We start from the raw sequence: 19,652 nt of genomic DNA on the forward strand, positions 1-19,652 counted from the left end.
GATTCAAAACAGCGTAGTATCCTCGCTCAGCAATCGCCTTGCGATGATCAAGCGCATGATTTCATTCGTTCCTTCAAGAATTTGATGCACACGCACATCCCGGAAATGCCGTTCAATCGGATATTCCTGAATATAGCCATAGCCGCCATACAGCTGCAGCGCCTGATCGCAAACCGAAAAACCGACATCGGTCGCGAACCGTTTGGCCATCGCACAATACGCCGTGGCTTCCGGATCCTGACGATCCAGCTTGGCCGCCGCAAACCGGACTAACTGACGAGCAGCCACCAGCTCGGTTGCCATATCTGCAAGCTTGAACTGTAACGCCTGAAACTGAGCCAGCGGTTTACCGAACTGTTTTCTTTCAGTCATGTATGACCGCGCCAGATTCAGTGCCTGTTGCGCCGTTCCCACAGAACAGGTGGCAATATTAATCCGGCCACCATCCAGTCCTTTCATCGCAAAGCGAAAACCTTCACCTTCTTCACCCAACCGGAAGTACGCAGGTATGGTGACGCGGTCAAAAGTCACAGCCCGGGTTGGCTGACTGTGCCAGCCCAGTTTGGGCTCTTTGCGGCCATAACTGATGCCGTCGGCATCCGCCGGAATAATGAAGGCAGAAATCCCGCTGGCACCAGCTTCGCCAGTCCGTGCCATCACAACCAGAACATCCGTGTCTCCCGCGCCGGAAATAAAAGCTTTGGAGCCGGAGATTTCATAGGTATCGCCTTTCCGTTCGGCTTTTGTAGTCAAAGACGCAGCATCCGATCCGGCATTGGCTTCTGTCAGACAATAAGATCCGAGCCACTCCCCGGTGATCAGCTTGGGACAACATGCCGCTTTGGCGGCTTCCGACCCAAAACTGGCAATCATCCAGGTCACCATATTGTGAATCGTCATAAAAGCCGTGGTAGACGTACAGCCCATCGCCAGTTGCTCGAAAATAATCGAGGCATCAAGACGGCTCAGCCCCATCCCCCCTTGCTCGACTGGCGTATACAGACTGAGGAAGCCCATTTCACCCGCCTGTCGAAAGACAGATTTAGGGAAAGTTGACGTTTCATCCCAACTCGCAGCCATCGGTAACAGCTGTTCTTGCGAGAACTGGCGGGCAGCCTCGGCAAAAGCAGCCTGATCTTCGTTGAATTCAAAATCCATTGCTTTGCTCCGGTTGATATGAGGATCAGTGATCCATATTGATCGTCAGATTCGGCCCTTTCGGAATATCGTCATCAAACCAGCGCGAAGTCACGGTTTTGGTCTCGGTATAGAAACGGACCGCCTGTTTGCCATAGGCATGCAGGTCACCATAGAAACTGCCGCGCCATCCGGTGAATGAAAAGAACGGTAATGGCACTGGAATCGGCACATTAATGCCAACCTGGCCCACCTGAATCTCATGCTGGAATTTACGGGCAGCAGCACCGCTGGCGGTGAAAATGGACGTTCCGTTACCATATGGATTCTCATTGATCAGCGCGATGGCTTCTTCCAGCGAATTGACTTCCACACACACCAGCACCGGTCCGAATATCTCTTCGCGATAGATGCTCATTTCAGGCGTCACGCCACTGAACAGCGTCGGGCCCACCCAGTTACCGTTCGGATAATCTTTGACCGTGCATTCACTCCCGTCGAGTTCACAGACTGCGCCCTGAGATTTACCTTCCTGAATCAAACGCAGCACACGCGTTTTCGCTTCGGGGCTGATCAGCGGGCCATAGGCCGCGTCCTCTTCATCCCAGCCGCCCGGCTTCATCTTGGCCATGGCTTCTTTCAGTTCTGGGATCCAGTCTTTAGCACCATCGACAAACACAGCAACTGAAATCGCCATACAACGCTGTCCGGCCGCACCCACCGAAGCGCCCACCAGATTATTAATCACCTGCGCTTTATTGGCATCCGGCATCACCACCAGATGGTTTTTCGCGCCGGCAAACGCCTGAACGCGTTTCAGATGCTGGGTGCCGGTCTGGTAGATATACCGGGCAACAGGCACCGATCCGACAAAGGAAACCGTTCGGATATCCGGATGCTCCAGAATGTGATCCACCTGAGCTTTTCGGCCATGCACCACTTGCAGCACACCCGGAGGCGCCCCCGCCTGTTCGAAGAGTTCCGCCAGCCGAACCGAGGTCAGCGGCACCTGATCAGACGGTTTGAGGATAAAAGTATTGCCGGCCGCAATGGCCAGCGGGAACATCCACAGCGGGATCATCGCGGGAAAGTTAAAGGGGGTGATCCCACTGCACACACCCAGCGGCTGCGTCAGCGAAAAGGTATCAATATGCTTGGCTACATTTTCACTGGTTTCCCCCATCATCAGACTGGCAATATTCGCGGCCTGCTCAACCACTTCAATCCCACGCCAGACATCCCCTTTGGCATCAGCCAGAATTTTGCCGGTTTCGCTCGACAGCAGACAGGCTAACTCGTCATGATGTGCTTTCAGAAGCTGCTGATAACTCAGCATTAATCGGGCCCGTTCCGGAACCGGCACTTCTTTCCACTTTTCAAAAGTTGCTTTGGCACTGGCAATCGCCTGATCGATCTCTGATGTCAGTGCACAGGGCAACTGTGCAATCACTTCATTTGTCGCCGGGTTTGTCACATCAATCCATTCCTCAGTGCGTGACTGGCGAAACTGGCCTTCAATAAACTGCGGTACTTTCTCAATCATGGGGTTGTCCTCTCCACTGTTCGTTCCTGACCGGTGATACAGCTACCCGACCATTGATTTAATCAGAAGGTAGTTCAATGGCGATGGCTGTTGCCTCACCGCCACCAATACAGAGTGATGCAATGCCGCGCCGAACGGATTTGCCGTTTTGCTGCATGCGTCGCAAAGCGTGAATCAGGCTGACAATGATCCGAGCGCCGCTGGCACCAATCGGATGACCCAAAGCGCAGGCTCCGCCATGGATGTTGACCTTTTCAGCATCCAGCTGAAGTTCCTTCACCGCAATCTGAGTGACCACTGCAAACGCTTCGTTGATTTCCCAGAGATCAACGTCTTCAGCACGCCACGACAGTTGATCGAGCAACTGACGGATCGCATCCACAGGCGCAATGGTAAATTCAGCAGGCAGACGTGCGTGCGTCGACTGTCCCCGCACAATTGCCAACGGCTCAAGGCCATGTTGTCGTGCCGTATTACTGTCCATCAGCAGCAAAGCAGCGGCACCATCTGCAATCGCACTGGAATTGGCGGCCGTGACACTGCCGTCTTTGGCAAATACGGGTTTCAGCTTCGGAATTTTTTCCGGATCGACTTCATGCGGGTGCTCATCCGTTTTCACCAGATGCTCCCCTTTGCGATCAGCAACCACCACAGGGCAGGTTTCCTGATCAAACGCCCCGTCATCAATCGCCTGACGCGCCCGCTGGACCGACATTGCGGCCCACTCGTCCATCGATTCCCGGCTGAAAGCAGTCGCGTCTGCTGTGCGCTGGGCATACACCCCCATCAGATCGCCTTCATAGGCATCCTGCAAGCCATCTAAAAACATGTGATCGTGCGTTGTCTGATGGCCCAGACGGAAGCCTTCTCTGGCTTGCTTGAGCAGATACGGCGCGTTGGTCATGCTTTCCATGCCCCCCGCGATGGCGGTGTGAATACTGCCAGCGCGAATCATATCTGTAGCCAGCATGACGGTTTTCATCCCGGACCCGCAGACTTTATTCACGGTCACACAGCCTGTTGAAATCGGTAATCCGGCATTCAGTGCCGCCTGCCGTGCAGGCGCTTGTCCGCACCCGGCCGGTAAAACGCATCCCATCAGCACTTCATCAATACGGATTCCGTCTGATTTGGATGGCCACAGCGCATCGGTAAAAATTCCAATACTTTCCAGCGCGCCTTTCACCGCGTATGCCCCCAATGTTGGCGCAGACAACGACGCAAACTGTCCCTGAAAACTACCCAGGGGAGTACGTTTTGCAGATACGATCCAGACTTCTTTGTCGCCTGATGCGACCGCTGATGAATTGGTGCTGGCTTCCATTTTCCCGGCTCCACTTTGCTTGACGTTTTCGTAAGCATAGCACTAACATTTACGTAAACGTTAAGAAACAAGATGACAACACAATCAATGACTAACCGTACAGAATTGTTGCCATCTTACTGACAATATCCATATTCAGGCTTAAGTCTGCGGCAGTCATTTCGCTGTCCTGCTTTCGCTCACAACGGGAGGACAGCAGTGTGGTAGAGACCTTTAAAATCAGCGAACTGGCCAAAGAATTCGGCATCACAACCCGCAGTATCCGGTTTTACGAGGATGTCGGCCTGCTGCAGCCGGATCGTGAAGGGGCCATCCGGGTCTACCAGCGCCGGGATAAGATCCGGCTGAAACTAATCCTTCGCGGCAAACGGCTGGGGTTTTCTCTGGCAGAAATCCGGGAATTGTTTGACCTGTACGATACCGACCAGAGCGACAGTCAGTTACGTCAAATGATTAAAATCATTGATGAAAAACAAGACAAGTTGCAACGACAACTGGATGATATCCAGGTCATCATGCAGGATCTCGATACTGCCAAAGCACGATGTGAACACGCGCTGGGTCAGAATAACCGTCAGCACAACAATCGTCACAATCATCGGAAGACTCTGGAATAAACGCCTGCTCTGAGGCATTCCATCGTCTTGTTATCAGTTGAGAATTCAGTCGTTTCTCATGAAATGTCCGGATTGCCGGACCCAAGGGAGATGTTATGAAAGACCTGTTTACACCGCTCAATTTCGGGCTGGGTGAAACACTGGACATGCTTCGGGACCACGTCAATCATTTTGCTGCCGATGCAATCGCACCGATTGCGGAACAGATCGACAAAGACAACCAGTTCCCATCGCATTTGTGGCCGAAATTCGGAGAAATGGGATTGCTTGGGGTCACGGTGAGTGAATCCTTTGGTGGCGCTGGGATGGGTTATCTGGCCCATGTGGTCGCGATGGAAGAAATCAGCCGTGCTTCCGCATCCGTCGGGCTGAGTTATGGCGCCCATTCCAATTTGTGCGTGAATCAGATTTTCCGCAATGGGACGCAGGCCCAGAAAGAAAAATATCTGCCGAAACTCATTTCCGGGGAACATGTCGGCGCACTGGCGATGAGTGAAGCCAACGCTGGTTCAGATGTGGTCAGCATGCAGCTCAAAGCCGAACAACACGGCGATGTGTTTGTGCTCAACGGCAGCAAAATGTGGATCACCAACGGGCCGGATGCCCACACCTTTGTGGTCTATGCCAAAACGGATCCTCAGGCTGGATCCCGCGGGATCAGCGCATTCCTGATTGAAAAAGGCTTCCCCGGATTCAGTCAGGCGCAAAAACTCGACAAGCTGGGGATGCGCGGCTCAAACACCTGCGAACTGGTATTCAAAAACTGTGAAGTGCCCTCAGAAAACCTCTTGGGTCAGTTGAATCACGGCGTCGAGGTACTGATGAGCGGCCTGGATTACGAGCGCGTTGTCCTCGCTGCAGGTCCGTTAGGCATTATGCGTGCCTGTCTGGATGTGTGTTTACCTTACATTCATGACCGTAAACAGTTCGGAAAATCCATCGGGGAATTTCAGCTGGTTCAGGCCAAAATCGCCGATATGTATACCCGCATGAATGCAGCACGTGCTTATGTTTATACCGTTGCCGCGGCCTGTGACCGGGGTGAAACCACGCGTCAGGATGCTGCCGGTGTCATTCTGTATTGCGCTGAACTAGCCACGCAGATGGCTTTGGATGCCATTCAGTTGCTGGGCGGAAACGGTTATATCAATGAATTTCCGACAGGCCGCCTGCTTCGGGATGCCAAGTTGTACGAAATTGGTGCCGGAACCTCAGAGATTCGCCGGATGCTTATCGGACGCGAATTATTCGAACAAAGCAAATAAACCAGATCAGGGAACAGATTCATGGCGAAAATTGAAAGCCGTATTCAGCCGCATGATGCACAGTTTCAGCAGAATCATCAGGCGATGGCTGCTGTGGTTGATGAATTGCAGACCCGCGTCAGTATTCAGTTGCAAGGCGGTGGCGAGGCGGCGCAGGCCAGACAACGGTCAAAAGGAAAATTGCCGGTTCGGGAGCGGATTGAGCGATTGCTGGATTCGGGCAGTCCGTTTCTGGAAATCGGCCAGTTTGCCGCCTGGGAAGTCTATGCGGAAGCAATTCCCTGTGCGGGCGTCGTCGCGGGGATCGGCCAGGTCTCCGGTCGCGATGTGATGATCATCGCCAATGATCCAACCGTCAAAGGCGGCACTTACTATCCGCTGACCGTCAAAAAACACCTCAGAGCACAGGAAATTGCCGAACGTTGTCACCTGCCCTGCCTGTATCTGGTGGACTCAGGTGGTGCAAACCTCCCCCATCAGGCAGAAGTCTTTCCGGATAAAGATCATTTCGGCCGGATTTTTTTCAATCAGGCCAGAATGTCTGCCAAAGGCATTCCGCAGATTGCGATCGTCCTCGGGCTGTGTACTGCCGGGGGCGCCTATGTCCCGGCAATGGCAGATGTTGCCATCATGGTCAGAAATCAGGGCACCATTTTCCTCGCCGGACCGCCGCTGGTCAAAGCAGCGACGGGGGAAGATGTCAGTGCAGAAGACTTGGGCGGCGCAGATGTGCACTGCAAAACCTCGGGCGTTGCTGATTATTATGCCGACGATGAAGCCCATGCACTGACGCTGGCCAGACAGGCAGTCCACAGTTGCCACCCAGCGCACATCTCAGGACAGGCAGTCATGCCTGAAGCCGTGAAACCACCGCGCTACCCGGCAACGGATCTCTACGGCATCGTCGGTACTGATCTCAAGAAACAGATTGATGCCCGGGAAGTGATTGCCCGGCTGGTGGATGATTCTGAGTTCGACGAATTCAAAGCGCTCTATGGCGATACCCTGATTTGCGGCTTTGCCCGTCTGCATGGTCATCCGGTGGGTATCGTTGCGAATCAGGGCATTCTGTTCTCGGAATCAGCACAAAAAGGTGCCCACTTCATTCAGTTGTGTACCCAACGCAAAATTCCGCTGCTCTTTTTACAGAACATCACGGGTTTTATGGTGGGTAAGAAATATGAAGCGGAAGGGATTGCCAAGCACGGTGCCAAAATGGTGATGGCTGTGGCCTGTGCCAATGTGCCGAAATTCACCGTGATCATTGGCGGTTCTTACGGCGCCGGTAACTATGGGATGTGCGGACGAGCCTACGATCCGACGATGATCTGGATGTGGCCCAATGCCCGGATTTCAGTCATGGGGGGGAACAGGCTGCCGGTGTAATGGCGCAGGTGACCCGAGACGCAAAGGCGCGTCAGGGGGAAACCTGGTCGCCGGAAGCAGAAACTGCGTTCAGGCAGCCCATTCTTGAGCGCTATGAACAAGAAGGTTCTCCGTATTTTGCCAGTGCCCGTTTGTGGGATGACGGCATTATCGATCCGACTCAGACACGGGACGTGATAGGTCTCGCGTTGAAGGCCGCCGCCAATGCCCCGATTGAAGAGAGCCCATTCGGAATATTCCGGATGTAGCCGCGAGGACAACCCATGCATACTCATGAAATACCGGTGTTCCAACCCAGTGACATTGCTGAAATTCTGCACGCCACGGCAAACGATCCAGTGTTGTGTTCGATCAGTCGTCGTGGCATTGCGCACCTGACCCTGAACCGCCCGGAGAAATCCAATGCATTTGATGATCTGCTGATTGCTGCCCTGCGTCACTACCTGCAGCAACTGGCCAAGCATCCGGATGTGCGCGTACTGGTCCTCAGTGCGGCCGGAAAACACTTTTCTGCCGGCGCCGATCTGAACTGGATGAAAGCCATGGCTCAGAAAAGCCGTCATGACAATCTCAATGATGCTCAGGCACTGGCTTCGCTGATGTCTGAACTGGATACCTTCCCGCATCCGAGCATTGCGATGGTTCAGGGGGCTGCATTTGGCGGCGCATTGGGGCTGATAAGCTGCTGCGATATCGCACTGGGCGCGGACAGCGCACGCTTCAAACTGAGTGAAGTGAAGCTGGGTCTGATCCCGGCAACGATCGGTCCCTATGTCTGCCGGTCCATGGGCCAGCGACAGGCCAGGCGTCTGATGCTGACAGCCGAAACCTTTGATGCAGCAACAGCCCTGCAGTTGGGTGTCTTGCATCATGCCTGTCCGGCTGGTCAGTTGGAAACCGAACTTCAGCAAACCATTGAAGTGCTGCTGGCAAACAGTCCTGCTGCACTCAGTCAGGTAAAGCAGCTCTGTCAGATGTGTGATCAGTCAGCCATTGATGAAAAGCTCATCCGGCTGACCAGTGAAATGATTGCAGATATCCGGGTCTCGGCTCAGGGACAGGAAGGGCTTTCTGCATTTTTTGAAAAACGTCGTCCGGACTGGGATACCAGTCAGTCTTTGCAAGGAGCGAAAGATGAGTAAGCCCGGTGATCGGCTGCAGCCACTCTTTGAAACATCTGTAACGGAGGCAGCACAAATTTCAGGACAACCTGCTGTGTCTGTCCCCGCCAGCATCCGTCGATTGTTAATCGCGAACCGCGGTGAAATTGCCTGTCGGGTCATCCGGAGCGCACAACAAATGGGCATCGTGACCATTGCGGTCTATTCCGAAGCCGATCGTCATGCCAGACATGTCCGCATGGCGGACGAAGCCATCTGCATCGGCCCGGCGCCTGCGCTTGAATCCTATCTGGTGATTGAAAAAATCATCGCTGCGGCGACGGCCAGTCAGGCAGATGCCATCCATCCTGGCTATGGTTTCCTGTCTGAAAATGTTGATTTTGCCAAAGCCTGCGAGCAGCACGGCATCCGGTTTATTGGCCCGCCTCCTGCGGCGATGGCTGCCATGAGTTCCAAATCAGACGCTAAAAGCATCATGGAGAAAGCCGGTGTTCCCCTGCTCCCCGGTTACCATGGTGCGGATGACAATACCGATAACCTGACACAGGCAGCGGCGAAAATTGGCTATCCCGTGATTCTGAAACCCGCGCTTGGCGGCGGCGGTAAAGGCATGAAAATCGTCCGGCACGAATCAGAACTGTCCGAGGCGGTCCGTTCAGCCAAGCGGGAAGCCCGTTCCGCCTTTGGCGATGAAGCCCTGTTACTGGAAAAGTATCTGACCGAGCCGCGACACATCGAGGTTCAGGTCTTCGCAGACCAGCACGGCCATTGTGTGTATCTCTCCGATCGGGACTGTTCAGTTCAGCGCCGCCATCAAAAAATCATTGAAGAAGCGCCTGCGCCTGGATTATCCGATGATTTACGACGGAAGATGGGAGACACCGCAGTTCAGGCAGCATTAGCAATTGCGTATGTCGGAGCGGGGACCGTCGAGTTTCTGTTTGACCCGGCCAGCCAGACCTACTATTTCATGGAAATGAACACCCGGTTGCAGGTGGAGCATCCAGTCACCGAACTGATCACAGGTCAGGATTTGGTGCAGTGGCAAATTCACGTCGCAGAAGGACGCCCGTTACCGCTCGCTCAAGCTGACATCCGCCATCAGGGACATGCCATCGAAGCCCGGCTCTATGCCGAAGACACAACACAAGGCTTCCTGCCCGCCTCCGGTCTGATTGAATTTTTGTCTGAGCCGGTCTGTCAGCATCCAGACTCAAATGCCACGCAACCTATCCGGGCCAGAATCGACAGTGGCATCGCACAAGGTGACACCGTCACAGCCTATTACGATCCCATGCTTGCTAAAATCATCGCCTGGGGAGAGAACAGAACAGCCGCAATTGGCCAGTTACAGTCGCTGCTCGCCCAGTATCAGTTAGGCGGCGTTCAAACCAACCTGTCCTACCTGCAACGCATTCTGAAGCAAGACGCATTTAAACAGGCCAATCTGAGCACGCATTTTATTGAGCAGTATCAAGATGCGCTGGCAACGGATTCTGTTGATGCCATTACGCTGACCTCAAACGCGGACCGTTCAGTGTCTGTCCCGGAAAATGATCTTTTGACTGCCGCGGCATTATGTTTCCGGCAAATGGATTCGACACCGCTGTCGGGCTGGCGACTCAATCAACCAGCCCGACAAATCGTCACCCTGTATGATGCCAAGGATACGCCCTGCCAGTTCTGGTTCTCTGTTGACCATGGCGTCACGCATACCATCAAGCTGGAACAACTGGGCACCGGAGAAGAAAACAACAGTTTTTCTTCGGTCAGTCTGACCTTGCTGGCATGCCATGAAGTCTCCTCAACTCTGGACTGTCATGTTGAGTTTCTTGGCCGCCGGAAGCAGATCCGTCTGGTTTTCCTGGCCGACGACGATCAGATTCTGAGCTTTTATCAGGGCACGCAGATCCTGCACCGCCTGAATCCAGCGCACAGGCACCATGAAAATCAGGCCGAAGATATCCCGGTCGCGCCATTAAACGGTGTGGTTGCCGAAGTCCTGTGTCATCCGGGACAGCAAGTCGAGAAAGATCAGGGGCTGGTCGTGATTGAAGCCATGAAAATGGAATATACCGTGCGAGCCCCCCATGCCGGACATGTGGACGCGGTTTTGGTCAGCCAAGGCGCACAGGTTCAGCACGGACAGGAGCTTGTCCAGCTGAGTCCGTCGGAATCTGTAAACGGGCAGACACAGTGAGGTGCGCATGAATGATTGCCTAGTGGCCAGAGAGCTTCCGACATTACCGGCTTCTGTTCGCATTGTTGAAGTGGGTCCGCGGGATGGATTACAGAATGAGTCCAGTGTCACTGTGGGCGATAAGATTGCTCTGGTGAATCAATTGGCTGCAGCAGGTCTTCAGCATATTGAAACGGGCTCCTTTGTATCCCCGAAATGGGTTCCGCAAATGGCAGATTCTGAAGATGTGTTTCGCGGCATCCACCGAATACCAGGAGTCATCTACGCTGCTCTCACGCCAAATCTGAAAGGTCTGGAGAGAGCGTTGGCTGCCGGCGCTGATGAAATCGCAATTTTTGCTTCTGCATCGGAAGGTTTCAGCCAGCACAACATTCACTGCAGTATTCTGGAGAGTCTGGCTCGTTTCGAGCCAGTGATCGCCCAAGCGAAATCCAGCGGTATTCGTGTCCGGGGCTATTTGTCCTGCGTGACCGATTGCCCGTATGACGGCCCGACGTCCCCTCAGCAAACCGCGCGCATTGCCAACGCACTGTATCAGTTGGGCTGTTACGAGATTTCGCTGGGCGATACCATCGGCCGCGCCACACCGCTGCGGTTTGCAGCTATGCTGAATGCCTGCCTCAGCCACATCCCGGCTGAAGCGCTTGCAGTCCATTGTCACAATACCTGGGGACAGGCACTGGCCAATATTTATCAGTCCCTGCTGATGGGAATCTCGACGATTGATGCCAGTGTCGCTGGCTTGGGCGGATGCCCCTATGCGCCTGGGGCGAGTGGCAATGTTGCCACTGAAGATGTGGTTTACTTATGTGAACAATCCGGCATCCACACAGGCATTGATTTACAGAAACTTGCATTGGCTGGTGAAGCCATTTGTCAGCGTCTTGGTCGTCGACCATCTTCCAATGCAGCTTTAGCTTTCATCGCAGGCCGAACACAAGCATAAAATGATTCAACATCATGAGGCCGGTGTTTTCCACCGGCCTCTTTCTTATTATCAGGTCGTGTAGCTGTCCTCATCTGAGCGCAGTGTCCGCTGTTCAGCTTCCAACTCGCTCACTACACGCCATACCTTCTGCTCACGCCGTTGCTTCAAGTCTGATGGCATACCCAATCCGGAGCCCCTCAGTGAATCGTCAGGACCGACATATTCATCAATATGTTCATTGAATAAGGCCCGAAATTCCTCCATCGTTGGCATGCAATAATGTTCATTTTCATACACTTCGAAGATATGTTCGACTTTAAGTGAGATATCCCGTTTAATTCCATCAAAATCTGACATATCCATCTCACACCTCACCAAAAATAACCTATACAGGGGCGTATAGGTTTTCTATACCGATTTATTGTAGTCGAGTTTTATGACATCAAAGTGCTGTCGAAACAGTGAAAAATACAGCAAATTATTCTCATACCGCATAACCCTGTATCCCTGAAGGTTTTTTCATTGATAGCGCCATTCTGCACATGTAATCCTTTTCATAAGTTACAATCAAGAATTCGATCCAATTCAAAAATTACTAAACTCAAGATTGTATCGGCACAAAATATCTCACTTGCCTATACTGAATATAGCTTGTATTTCAATTTGTTAGCGATTGCGCCGAGGGCCTGCATGAGATGTTTTCATCGGTTAGGGATCATTACTTTATTCATGACGTTCTGGTTCAGTTCGGTAAAAATTTGCTTTGCGGACAACACCATCGCAACGGATCCCTGGCAACAGTCCGAAGGGGTCACAGAAGATACCCTCATGCCAGCTTGGTTGGATGATACGCAATCCTCACTTTCAGAAACCATCACCGAAGTCAGTTCAAATATTGATGAATTCCTGAGCCTGAGTGATCTTGAAGATCCCATGCTCAATAAAAGCTATTTGCGGATCCGCCTTCAGCCTATCTATTCACATCGAAATTATTTTGAGTTTGATTCCAGCATCTCTTTGCGGATGGATTTACCACATACCGAAAAGAACTGGAAACTGATTTTCGAAACGGATCCGGAAGACTTTGAAAGCCTCGAAGACAAAGAACGGGGGCTGGTTGAAACCACCCGAACCGAAAACCGGGGGGCCATTGGTGGGGTGCGCCTTGAAAGCCGTAAATTCGGCGAATGGTATGCCGATTTCGACATCGGCCTGAAGCTGCGCCTTCCACTCGATCCATTCACACGAGCTCAGTTCAGACGTACCGATAAACTGGGAGAAGGCTGGACCAGTCTGCTCCGTCAGGAACTTTTCTTTTTTCACAGTAAAGGACCGGGTAGTCTGAGCTCAGTCGACCTTTATTACGCTCTGGAGCCTGCAGAGCTCACGATCCTCAGAATTGGGAGCAGCGCGCAGTTTCTGGATGAAGATGACAACTGGCAGTTTGTGAATCTGGCAGAAATTTATGACCGGGTAAGCAGCCGGAATCTATTCACCTACTCCATCGGCACCAGTGCCAACAGTCGTCCAAACCTTGCCGCAGAGAACGCCTGGATTTCTTTCAGTTGGCAACGCAGACTGCACAAGAACTGGCTGTTCATGAAACTCACGCCAAGTCTCAACTTCCAAAAAGAACACGATTATAAAGTCAACCCCGGCATTCAAGCCGAAATCGAACTCTACTTCACCCAAAACCGCCAAATCAACAAGCTTTATCGCAGCATTCCAAAACCGTGATTCCATTGCAGCGCATTCCATACAGGCCACTTTCCTGCTCTCTTTGCAGGGACTTTTCCTCACAAGGACAGACACTTCAAGCCAAGCCCTCATAAGCAGCCCTCATAAGGACAGTCAGCTGAAGGGACATTAGGACAGTCACTTCAAGCTGAAGGGACAGTCGCCAAACTACTGGGACAGTCGTGCTAAGGGAATCTGCCAAAATCCAAATTGCTTCGATGAACAATGTTCAAAAAACGCGTTCATTTATTAAACGATAGTATTTTTTGAACTCAGAAGGCTTTGTTGTGGCAATAACGGTGATTTTCAGGTGAGTCGGAGCATAAAAGCGAACGCTTGTGCATTGTGAGTTCAGTGGCGTTGCATCACGCTACGGAATTTGTAACCCAGAACACCGCTGTCGGTTGAAATGCGGCAGAGCGGCTTGTATTACTGAAGCGGTACCGATCAATGTCCCCTTTTCTATTGTTGTGCAAATACTCAGCCATACAGCCGAATCCAAACCAAGTCGTTTGAGAATTGACGGCTGCGTTGCGTCAATACAATGATGAGACCTACTTTTTACCTGTCGGCCAGTCCAGTCAAGCAGTTGAAGGTATTCCATGAGTCGAAATGGCAGCCCTTCCGGCTGTTGCTCTCTCGGATTACCTGCGAACGGAAAGAGAAATGGAGCGGATTTCCTGTCTTTGTGAAGTGATTCAATACGGGCTTTCACCGATGTAAATTCGGACGTTTCAGGCGTCTCAGCAACACCGGCTCGAATCGGGTTCAGATCAACATAAGCCATGGCCGCGGCTAATGCTTTTTCATCCAGCAACGCCTGACTTTTGAAACGCCCTTCCCAAAAGTGGCCGGTGCAACCATCTTCGCGGTTGGCCTCCTGGGCAATATGTTGATTGAGCAGGCGCATGAACCAGCTGATAGAACAGAGGCGCTCCCGCCAGGTTTGAATGATTGCCCGGCATGCTGTTGTTTCTGTATCCGATAAAAGTTCACCTTTCAAGAATCGTTGTATCAATACCGGCGCTCGATGTAAGGTGAGCCAGCGTTGAATCACCTCCTGTTCAGAAAGGCCCTGGGCCTGCTTCATGTTGATATAAAGCACGACATGGTAGTGATTGCTCATGATTGCGTAAGCGCAGACACCAATACAGAACATGCTTGATATAAGCTGTAATCGCTCCTCTACCCAAGCACGCCGATGCGCGTAGCTGGTCTGCGTCAGTTGGTCATAACCGCACAAATAGGATCGGCGAACACATCGGGAAACGCAGTGATAATAAGGGGTTGCTTCAACACTGATGAGTTGACTTCTGGCTGTAGTCATAAGGTTACTTGAACAATAACTGGATAAATAAACAGTGTCTGAGTTTGATTTCTGTGTATAGGGGCAAATGATGATTGTGAGAGTTCATTCGAAAAGCATTGAAATTGATAAGGCAGATTTTTTCTTCAGGTGTCTGTCCTCATCATCTTGAGCCAAAGGGGTGACTTGACTAGAATGCACCTCTCGATATCCATTCTCAGGTCATTATTATGAGCGACAACAACTCAAAACCAGCTTTACCGGATCATCTGGCGGGCAATCCGCGCAGCCCACATTATGTGGCAGAGTGCTTTGAGCACGCGATTGGCATTCGACTCAATGGTAAAGAACGCACCGATGTTGAAGAATACTGCATCAGTGAAGGCTGGGTGAAAATCGCATCACCAAAAGCAAAAGACCGCTGGGGCCAGCCCATGCTGGTTAAACTGAAAGGTGAAGTAGAAGCCTTCTACAAATAAGATATTTTACGAGCATCATTCCAGTACATAGAGTCGCAATTTGGCTCTATGTACATTTTCTCTGGCACCTTCCATTTATCCTGCCCATTCTCACATTTGCATATCCTCGCACTTTTCAAATGAACACCCATCGTATAGCGTGTTCTCTGATTTTCAGAGACGTGGTTTGTGCCTCTGAAATCTTTCAATTTCCTATCCCACAGCAATTATCAGGAGAAAGTATGGCATTTTCGAAATCTGAGCGAGAAGCGTTATTGGCTGTGAAGGGTATCGGCCCGACCGTTTTGAAACGATTTGAAGAAATTGGTATCGACTCAATGTCCGAGTTAGCCACTTACCGCGCGGATGATATTGCAGAAAGAGTTGCGTCAATGCTGCGAACAACCTGCTGGAAAAACAGCCCGCAAGCAAAATCGGCAATTGAAGCTGCAATCCATCGCGCCAAAATCGGGTTGGATTGAACAACGTGAATCATCATGGAATGGAATCTTGAAGATCAATTTGCGACCGCATGAAAACGTCATCATTACCCAAGTCAGCTCATCACATGTGATCAGTTTTCATCAATGCTTGGATATTGTCGCCAAAGAGAAACAATATCTGGCACAGACAGAAGCCTTACCGCTGGAAACTTTTACCCAATTTGTGAAAGAAAACGAAGCAAACGATGTGATTCAGTGGATTGCATTAGCTGGCCGACAAGTTGTCGGGTGGGCCGATATTTTTTCGCATTGGGCCCCCACCCTCAGGCATCGTGGTCAGTTGGGCATGGGTGTCCATCCTGATTTCCGTGGTCAAGGTATCGGCGAGCAATTACTAAAATCTTGTTTAACGAAAGCCAAATCAAAAGGTATTTCGCGCGTGGAATTAGAAACGCGAGCAGATAATCACGCGTCTTTGCATCTGTATCAAAAGCTCGGGTTTAACATTGAAACAATCATTACCAATGGCATGAACTTTGATGGCAAATACTTTGATACGGTTCAGATGTCACTGGTCTTCGATTAAATTGATCGCACACCTGCATCCCACGCAACATCATGTCGGATGTTGCGACTCAATATGGAACCCGCAAAATGGAACACATCGAAAAAGATCTTTATGACGCTGCGATACAACTCATTCAAACGCGATATCCGACCGGCTGGGGTGGCGCAGCAGCGGTGAGAACCGCTTCCGGAAAGATATTAACCAGTATTGCCCCAGACATCAAAAATGATGCGCTATCCCTGTGCATGGAAGTCGGTGCATACTTAGAAGCGCATAAATTGAATGATGCCGTAACGCATTCATTGTGCCTCTGCCGTGAAGATGAAAATAGTGCATTTATGGTGTTGTCACCTTGCGGCATTTGTCAGGAGCGTCTGGTCCATTGGGGCGGCGATGTTCAAGCTGCAATCACCACCCAAGACAATGAACTGGTTTTTAAAACCATACGAGAGCTCATGCCGCATCACTGGTCTTTGGTGAACGGAACAGCACTATAACAAGGCAAGAGTAAATCAATGTAAAGTATTGATTGCGTCACAAGTCAGAGCACATATCAGCCTGTTTCCCAACCAGCTGATTTTAAAGAAATTTCAACCATCACCCCTTCAGGAGAAGCAAAAATAAGCGCTGCAAAACAGAATACAAAGGAGAACGATTCTCAGTTTTATTCGTGACAATAATCCGCAAATTGAATAGCATTGTGCCACTTATTTCATTCTTAGGACGTATACACAATGAAATCATTCGGTCTTCTGTCTCGGATTGTCCTGCTCGCTGCAGGTTTGCTTGCCACGCAAGCGGCCTTCGCTGAGAACCTCTCTCCCAAAACTATCAAACATGCGTTGGGTGAAATTACGCTTGATCAGGTCCCACAACGGGTTGTCGTGCTGGGCCAGGGAAGCCTGGATACACTAACCCGATTGGGCATTGAGCCGGTTGGCGTCGTAAAACCGATGATGCCGGCTTATCTCAGTAAATATCAGGGTGATCAATATGTGGGCGTTGGCTCGGTTGTAGAACCAGATTTCGAAGCGATTTTCATGGCTAAACCTGACCTGATCATTGCCGAAGCCCGAATGACCGCACTGATGGATCAGCTTCAGGAAATCGCACCAACCATCATGTACTCCGTCGAGTACGGACAATACTGGCAGGATGCACAAAAAAACTGGCGCATGCTGGGTGAGATCTTCAACAAACAGGCTGAAGCAGAGCAACTGATCGCAGCGGTCCAGAACAAACTAGATGCCACCAAAAAACGTGTCAAAGACAGTGGCATGAATGCGCTGATGCTGATGAACAATGGCAACAAGCTCGCCATGTTCAGTGAAGGCAGTCGTTTTTCTATGGTCTTCAACGATTTTGGCTTCTCCCCTGCCAAAAGCGAGAAAGTGTCAGCAGGCGGCCCACACGGCAACCTGATTTCATTTGAATATATCGCAGATGCTAAGCCAGATGCCCTGCTCGTGCTTGATCGTGAACAAGCCATTGGCCGTGATACCGGCAAAGCGAAAGCCCGTTTCGATAATCCATTGGTGAAATCAACACCAGCTTTTCAGAAAAACCATATTGTCTACCTGAACCCGAATGCCTGGTATATCACCATGGCTGGCGCAACCGCCACTGAGTTGATGATCGACGATATTAACGCCCTGTTCTAACCCATGTTGTGAGATCTGCCTCCGGGCAGATCTCGGTTTATTATGAAGTCATCAAGCATGAATTTTTCCCGGATCTTTCTTCCGGGCACTTTGCTCTTATTGCTCAGTGCAGCCTCTTTATCCGTGGGTGTTGCAGACCTGCATCTCAGCCAGTTATGGCTGGGTGACCTTGAAGCGACATCAATCCTGGTTACTAGTCGAATCCCTCGTTTGCTTGCCATTTGTCTGGCGGGTGCCGGGTTAAGCATTGCCGGACTCATCATGCAGCAGATCTGTCAGAACCGATTTGCTGCGCCAGATACCACAGGCACCATCGACTGCGCCCTGCTTGGTTATGTGGCCAGCATGGTGTTTTTCACCGGTTTGAGTAAATGGGTGGATTTAGCCGTTATTTTTGCATTTGCAGTTGGTGGCACCCTGCTCTTCGTTAAATTCCTGCAGCGGCTCACCTTCAAAAATACAGTACTCGTCCCTTTGATTGGCATGATGTTCGGCAATGTGGTCTCCGCATTTACACAGTTCATTGCCTACAAATATGATCTCGTTCAGACCATGGAAACCTGGACAATTGCTAACTTTTCCTCCGTCCTTCAGGGGCAGTATGAGCTGTTGTACCTTGCGATTCCGGCCTCTGTGCTTGCCTATCACTTTGCCAGCCAGTTCAGTGCGGCCAGTGTTGGCGAGAGTTTCGCGAAAAATATCGGCCTGAACTATCAGAATATCGTGCTGATCGGCGTCGTTATCGTCGCCGTCATTTCAGCGTCCGTCGTCATGATCGTCGGGGTGATTTATTTTGTCGGCCTGATTATTCCGAATCTGGTGTCCTTGTTTCTCGGCGACAACATGAAGCGTAACCTGCCCTGGACAGCCTTCTGGGGCATTGTGGTCGTTCTGACCTGTGACATTCTGGGTCGATTGGTAATTTTTCCGTATGAAATCCCAATCTCCATGATCGTGTCTGTGCTCGGCGGTGCTGCGTTCATCTATCTGGTTCTCAAGGACAAAACCAATGCGTGATTCCATGAAAGTGCTCTGGATGGCAGCTTTGTCTGTGCTGGTCATTGGCTATTTCATCGGTCAGGGACTCACACCGGATAACTACAGCTTCTTTCTGTCCCGTCGCATCCCGAAAGTTCTGGCGATTTGTCTGGCAGCCATTGCTATTTCTGCCTCCTCAATGGTGTTTCAGACCATCACCAACAACCGGATTCTGACCCCTTCAATTCTTGGCTTTGACTTTCTTTACGTCATGCTGCAAACCTTGATTGTGGTGATCTTTGGCAGCGCCAGCTTTCTGATTATCAATCAGAAAATCAATTTCTTTGTTTGTGTGTTCCTGATGACTGGCCTGTCTACCCTGCTGTTCAGTCTCTATTTCCGTCGCCGCAATACCAACGTCTTTACCCTGCTGCTTCTGGGGATTGTACTGGGCAGCCTGTTCTCCAACATCTCGAACTTCTTTGCCATGCTCATCGACCCGAATGAGTTCACCGTGATTCAGAATGCGATGTTTGCCAGTTTTAACAATGTAAACAGTGAACTGGTTTACTGGTGTATTCCGGTTCTCCTGATTTGCTTGTTGTGTCTGCTGCGACTGTCCCCGCAACTGGATGTCATGTGGCTGGGCGAAGATAACGCGAAAAGCCTTGGGATTGATACCCGCAAGCTCACGCTGCAAGTCATGCTGATTGTGTCCGTGATGATTTCAGTTTCGACCGCATTGGTTGGCCCCGTCCTTTTCTTTGGCCTGATTGTGGTCAGCCTGACCCGTGAAATTTTCCGGACATACCATCACAGAAACCTGATTCTGATCGCCAGCCTGATGGCTGTCCTACTCCTGATCAGCGGTCAGTATTTTGTAGAAAAAATCCTGCGCTTTGAAACAACCGTGAGTGTCCTGATTAACTTTGTCGGTGGTAGTTATTTTCTGTACCTGCTGACCCGAAATAAAATCTGAA

Annotated in this window: 18 protein-coding genes and 1 pseudogene; 14 read left to right on the forward strand and 5 right to left on the reverse strand. The window is 51.1% G+C overall.

What is annotated here, in order from left to right:
• Positions 1–3: 3 nt before the first annotated feature.
• Genes KDD30_RS20665 through KDD30_RS20675 form a run of 3 tightly spaced genes read right to left on the reverse strand, consistent with a single transcriptional unit; the run spans position 4 to position 4,004 of the window.
• Entirely contained in the window at positions 4–1,158 is a 1,155-nt protein-coding gene (locus KDD30_RS20665) for an acyl-CoA dehydrogenase family protein (RefSeq protein ID WP_211651832.1), read from the reverse strand.
• A gap of 25 nt (positions 1,159–1,183) precedes the next feature.
• Entirely contained in the window at positions 1,184–2,680 is a 1,497-nt protein-coding gene (locus tag KDD30_RS20670; protein ID WP_211651833.1) for a CoA-acylating methylmalonate-semialdehyde dehydrogenase, read from the reverse strand.
• A 58-nt stretch (positions 2,681–2,738) separates the two neighbouring features.
• Positions 2,739–4,004, reverse strand: a complete 1,266-nt coding sequence (locus KDD30_RS20675; protein ID WP_211651834.1) for an acetyl-CoA C-acyltransferase — start codon at positions 4,002–4,004, stop codon at positions 2,739–2,741.
• 200 nt (positions 4,005–4,204) lie between these two features.
• Here KDD30_RS20675 and KDD30_RS20680 point away from each other — a divergent pair, with 200 nt between their 5' ends.
• The 6 genes and pseudogenes from KDD30_RS20680 to KDD30_RS20705 all read left to right on the forward strand — a co-directional run bounded on the left by KDD30_RS20680 (position 4,205) and on the right by KDD30_RS20705 (position 11,539).
• On the forward strand, positions 4,205–4,621 hold the full coding sequence (locus KDD30_RS20680; protein WP_211651835.1) for a MerR family DNA-binding transcriptional regulator: 417 nt from the start codon (positions 4,205–4,207) through the stop codon (positions 4,619–4,621).
• 95 nt (positions 4,622–4,716) lie between these two features.
• Positions 4,717–5,886, forward strand: coding sequence for an isovaleryl-CoA dehydrogenase (locus KDD30_RS20685; protein ID WP_211651836.1), 1,170 nt, complete (start codon positions 4,717–4,719; stop codon positions 5,884–5,886).
• A 21-nt stretch (positions 5,887–5,907) separates the two neighbouring features.
• Positions 5,908–7,520, forward strand: a pseudogene (locus KDD30_RS20690) (carboxyl transferase domain-containing protein).
• A gap of 15 nt (positions 7,521–7,535) precedes the next feature.
• Complete coding sequence (locus KDD30_RS20695) at positions 7,536–8,414, forward strand: enoyl-CoA hydratase-related protein (RefSeq protein WP_211651837.1); 879 nt, start codon at positions 7,536–7,538, stop codon at positions 8,412–8,414.
• A complete protein-coding gene (locus KDD30_RS20700) occupies positions 8,407–10,593 on the forward strand; it encodes a biotin carboxylase N-terminal domain-containing protein (RefSeq protein ID WP_211651838.1) in 2,187 nt (728 codons plus the stop codon). The genes KDD30_RS20695 and KDD30_RS20700 overlap by 8 nt, the downstream gene beginning before the upstream one ends.
• Positions 10,594–10,600: 7 nt before the next feature.
• Entirely contained in the window at positions 10,601–11,539 is a 939-nt protein-coding gene (locus KDD30_RS20705) for a hydroxymethylglutaryl-CoA lyase (protein WP_211651839.1), read from the forward strand.
• 51 nt (positions 11,540–11,590) lie between these two features.
• Here KDD30_RS20705 and KDD30_RS20710 read toward each other — a convergent pair whose 3' ends face one another.
• Positions 11,591–11,884 (reverse strand): hypothetical protein, encoded by a 294-nt coding sequence (locus KDD30_RS20710; RefSeq protein WP_211651840.1) that lies wholly within the window; start codon positions 11,882–11,884, stop codon positions 11,591–11,593.
• Between the two features lie 327 nt (positions 11,885–12,211).
• Between KDD30_RS20710 and KDD30_RS20715 the strand changes: the two genes are divergently transcribed.
• Positions 12,212–13,258 carry a hypothetical protein gene (locus KDD30_RS20715; RefSeq protein ID WP_211651841.1) on the forward strand — a complete coding sequence of 349 codons (1,047 nt, stop codon included), beginning with the start codon at positions 12,212–12,214 and terminating at the stop codon, positions 13,256–13,258.
• A gap of 370 nt (positions 13,259–13,628) precedes the next feature.
• Here the strand turns inward: KDD30_RS20715 and KDD30_RS20720 are convergent, their stop codons facing one another.
• Positions 13,629–14,585, reverse strand: coding sequence for a transposase (locus tag KDD30_RS20720; RefSeq protein ID WP_211651842.1), 957 nt, complete (start codon positions 14,583–14,585; stop codon positions 13,629–13,631).
• Positions 14,586–14,794: 209 nt separating this feature from the next.
• On the opposite strand from KDD30_RS20720, the gene KDD30_RS20725 reads away from it, so the two are divergent.
• The 7 genes from KDD30_RS20725 to KDD30_RS20755 all read left to right on the forward strand — a co-directional run bounded on the left by KDD30_RS20725 (position 14,795) and on the right by KDD30_RS20755 (position 19,651).
• Positions 14,795–15,043 (forward strand): DUF3297 family protein, encoded by a 249-nt coding sequence (locus tag KDD30_RS20725; RefSeq protein ID WP_211651843.1) that lies wholly within the window; start codon positions 14,795–14,797, stop codon positions 15,041–15,043.
• 221 nt (positions 15,044–15,264) lie between these two features.
• Positions 15,265–15,504 (forward strand): hypothetical protein, encoded by a 240-nt coding sequence (locus KDD30_RS20730; protein ID WP_211651844.1) that lies wholly within the window; start codon positions 15,265–15,267, stop codon positions 15,502–15,504.
• Between the two features lie 28 nt (positions 15,505–15,532).
• Positions 15,533–16,051 carry a GNAT family N-acetyltransferase gene (locus tag KDD30_RS20735; RefSeq protein WP_211651845.1) on the forward strand — a complete coding sequence of 173 codons (519 nt, stop codon included), beginning with the start codon at positions 15,533–15,535 and terminating at the stop codon, positions 16,049–16,051.
• A 68-nt stretch (positions 16,052–16,119) separates the two neighbouring features.
• Positions 16,120–16,530, forward strand: a complete 411-nt coding sequence (locus KDD30_RS20740; protein ID WP_211651846.1) for a cytidine deaminase — start codon at positions 16,120–16,122, stop codon at positions 16,528–16,530.
• 237 nt (positions 16,531–16,767) lie between these two features.
• A complete protein-coding gene (locus KDD30_RS20745) occupies positions 16,768–17,694 on the forward strand; it encodes a siderophore ABC transporter substrate-binding protein (protein WP_211651847.1) in 927 nt (308 codons plus the stop codon).
• 57 nt (positions 17,695–17,751) lie between these two features.
• Positions 17,752–18,711, forward strand: a complete 960-nt coding sequence (locus tag KDD30_RS20750; RefSeq protein ID WP_211651848.1) for an ABC transporter permease — start codon at positions 17,752–17,754, stop codon at positions 18,709–18,711.
• Complete coding sequence (locus KDD30_RS20755; protein WP_211651849.1) at positions 18,704–19,651, forward strand: iron chelate uptake ABC transporter family permease subunit; 948 nt, start codon at positions 18,704–18,706, stop codon at positions 19,649–19,651. The genes KDD30_RS20750 and KDD30_RS20755 overlap by 8 nt, the downstream gene beginning before the upstream one ends.
• The last annotated feature ends 1 nt before the right edge of the window (position 19,652 follow it).

This window comes from Photobacterium sp. GJ3 (assembly GCF_018199995.1).
In the GTDB taxonomy this organism is placed as follows: domain Bacteria; phylum Pseudomonadota; class Gammaproteobacteria; order Enterobacterales; family Vibrionaceae; genus Photobacterium.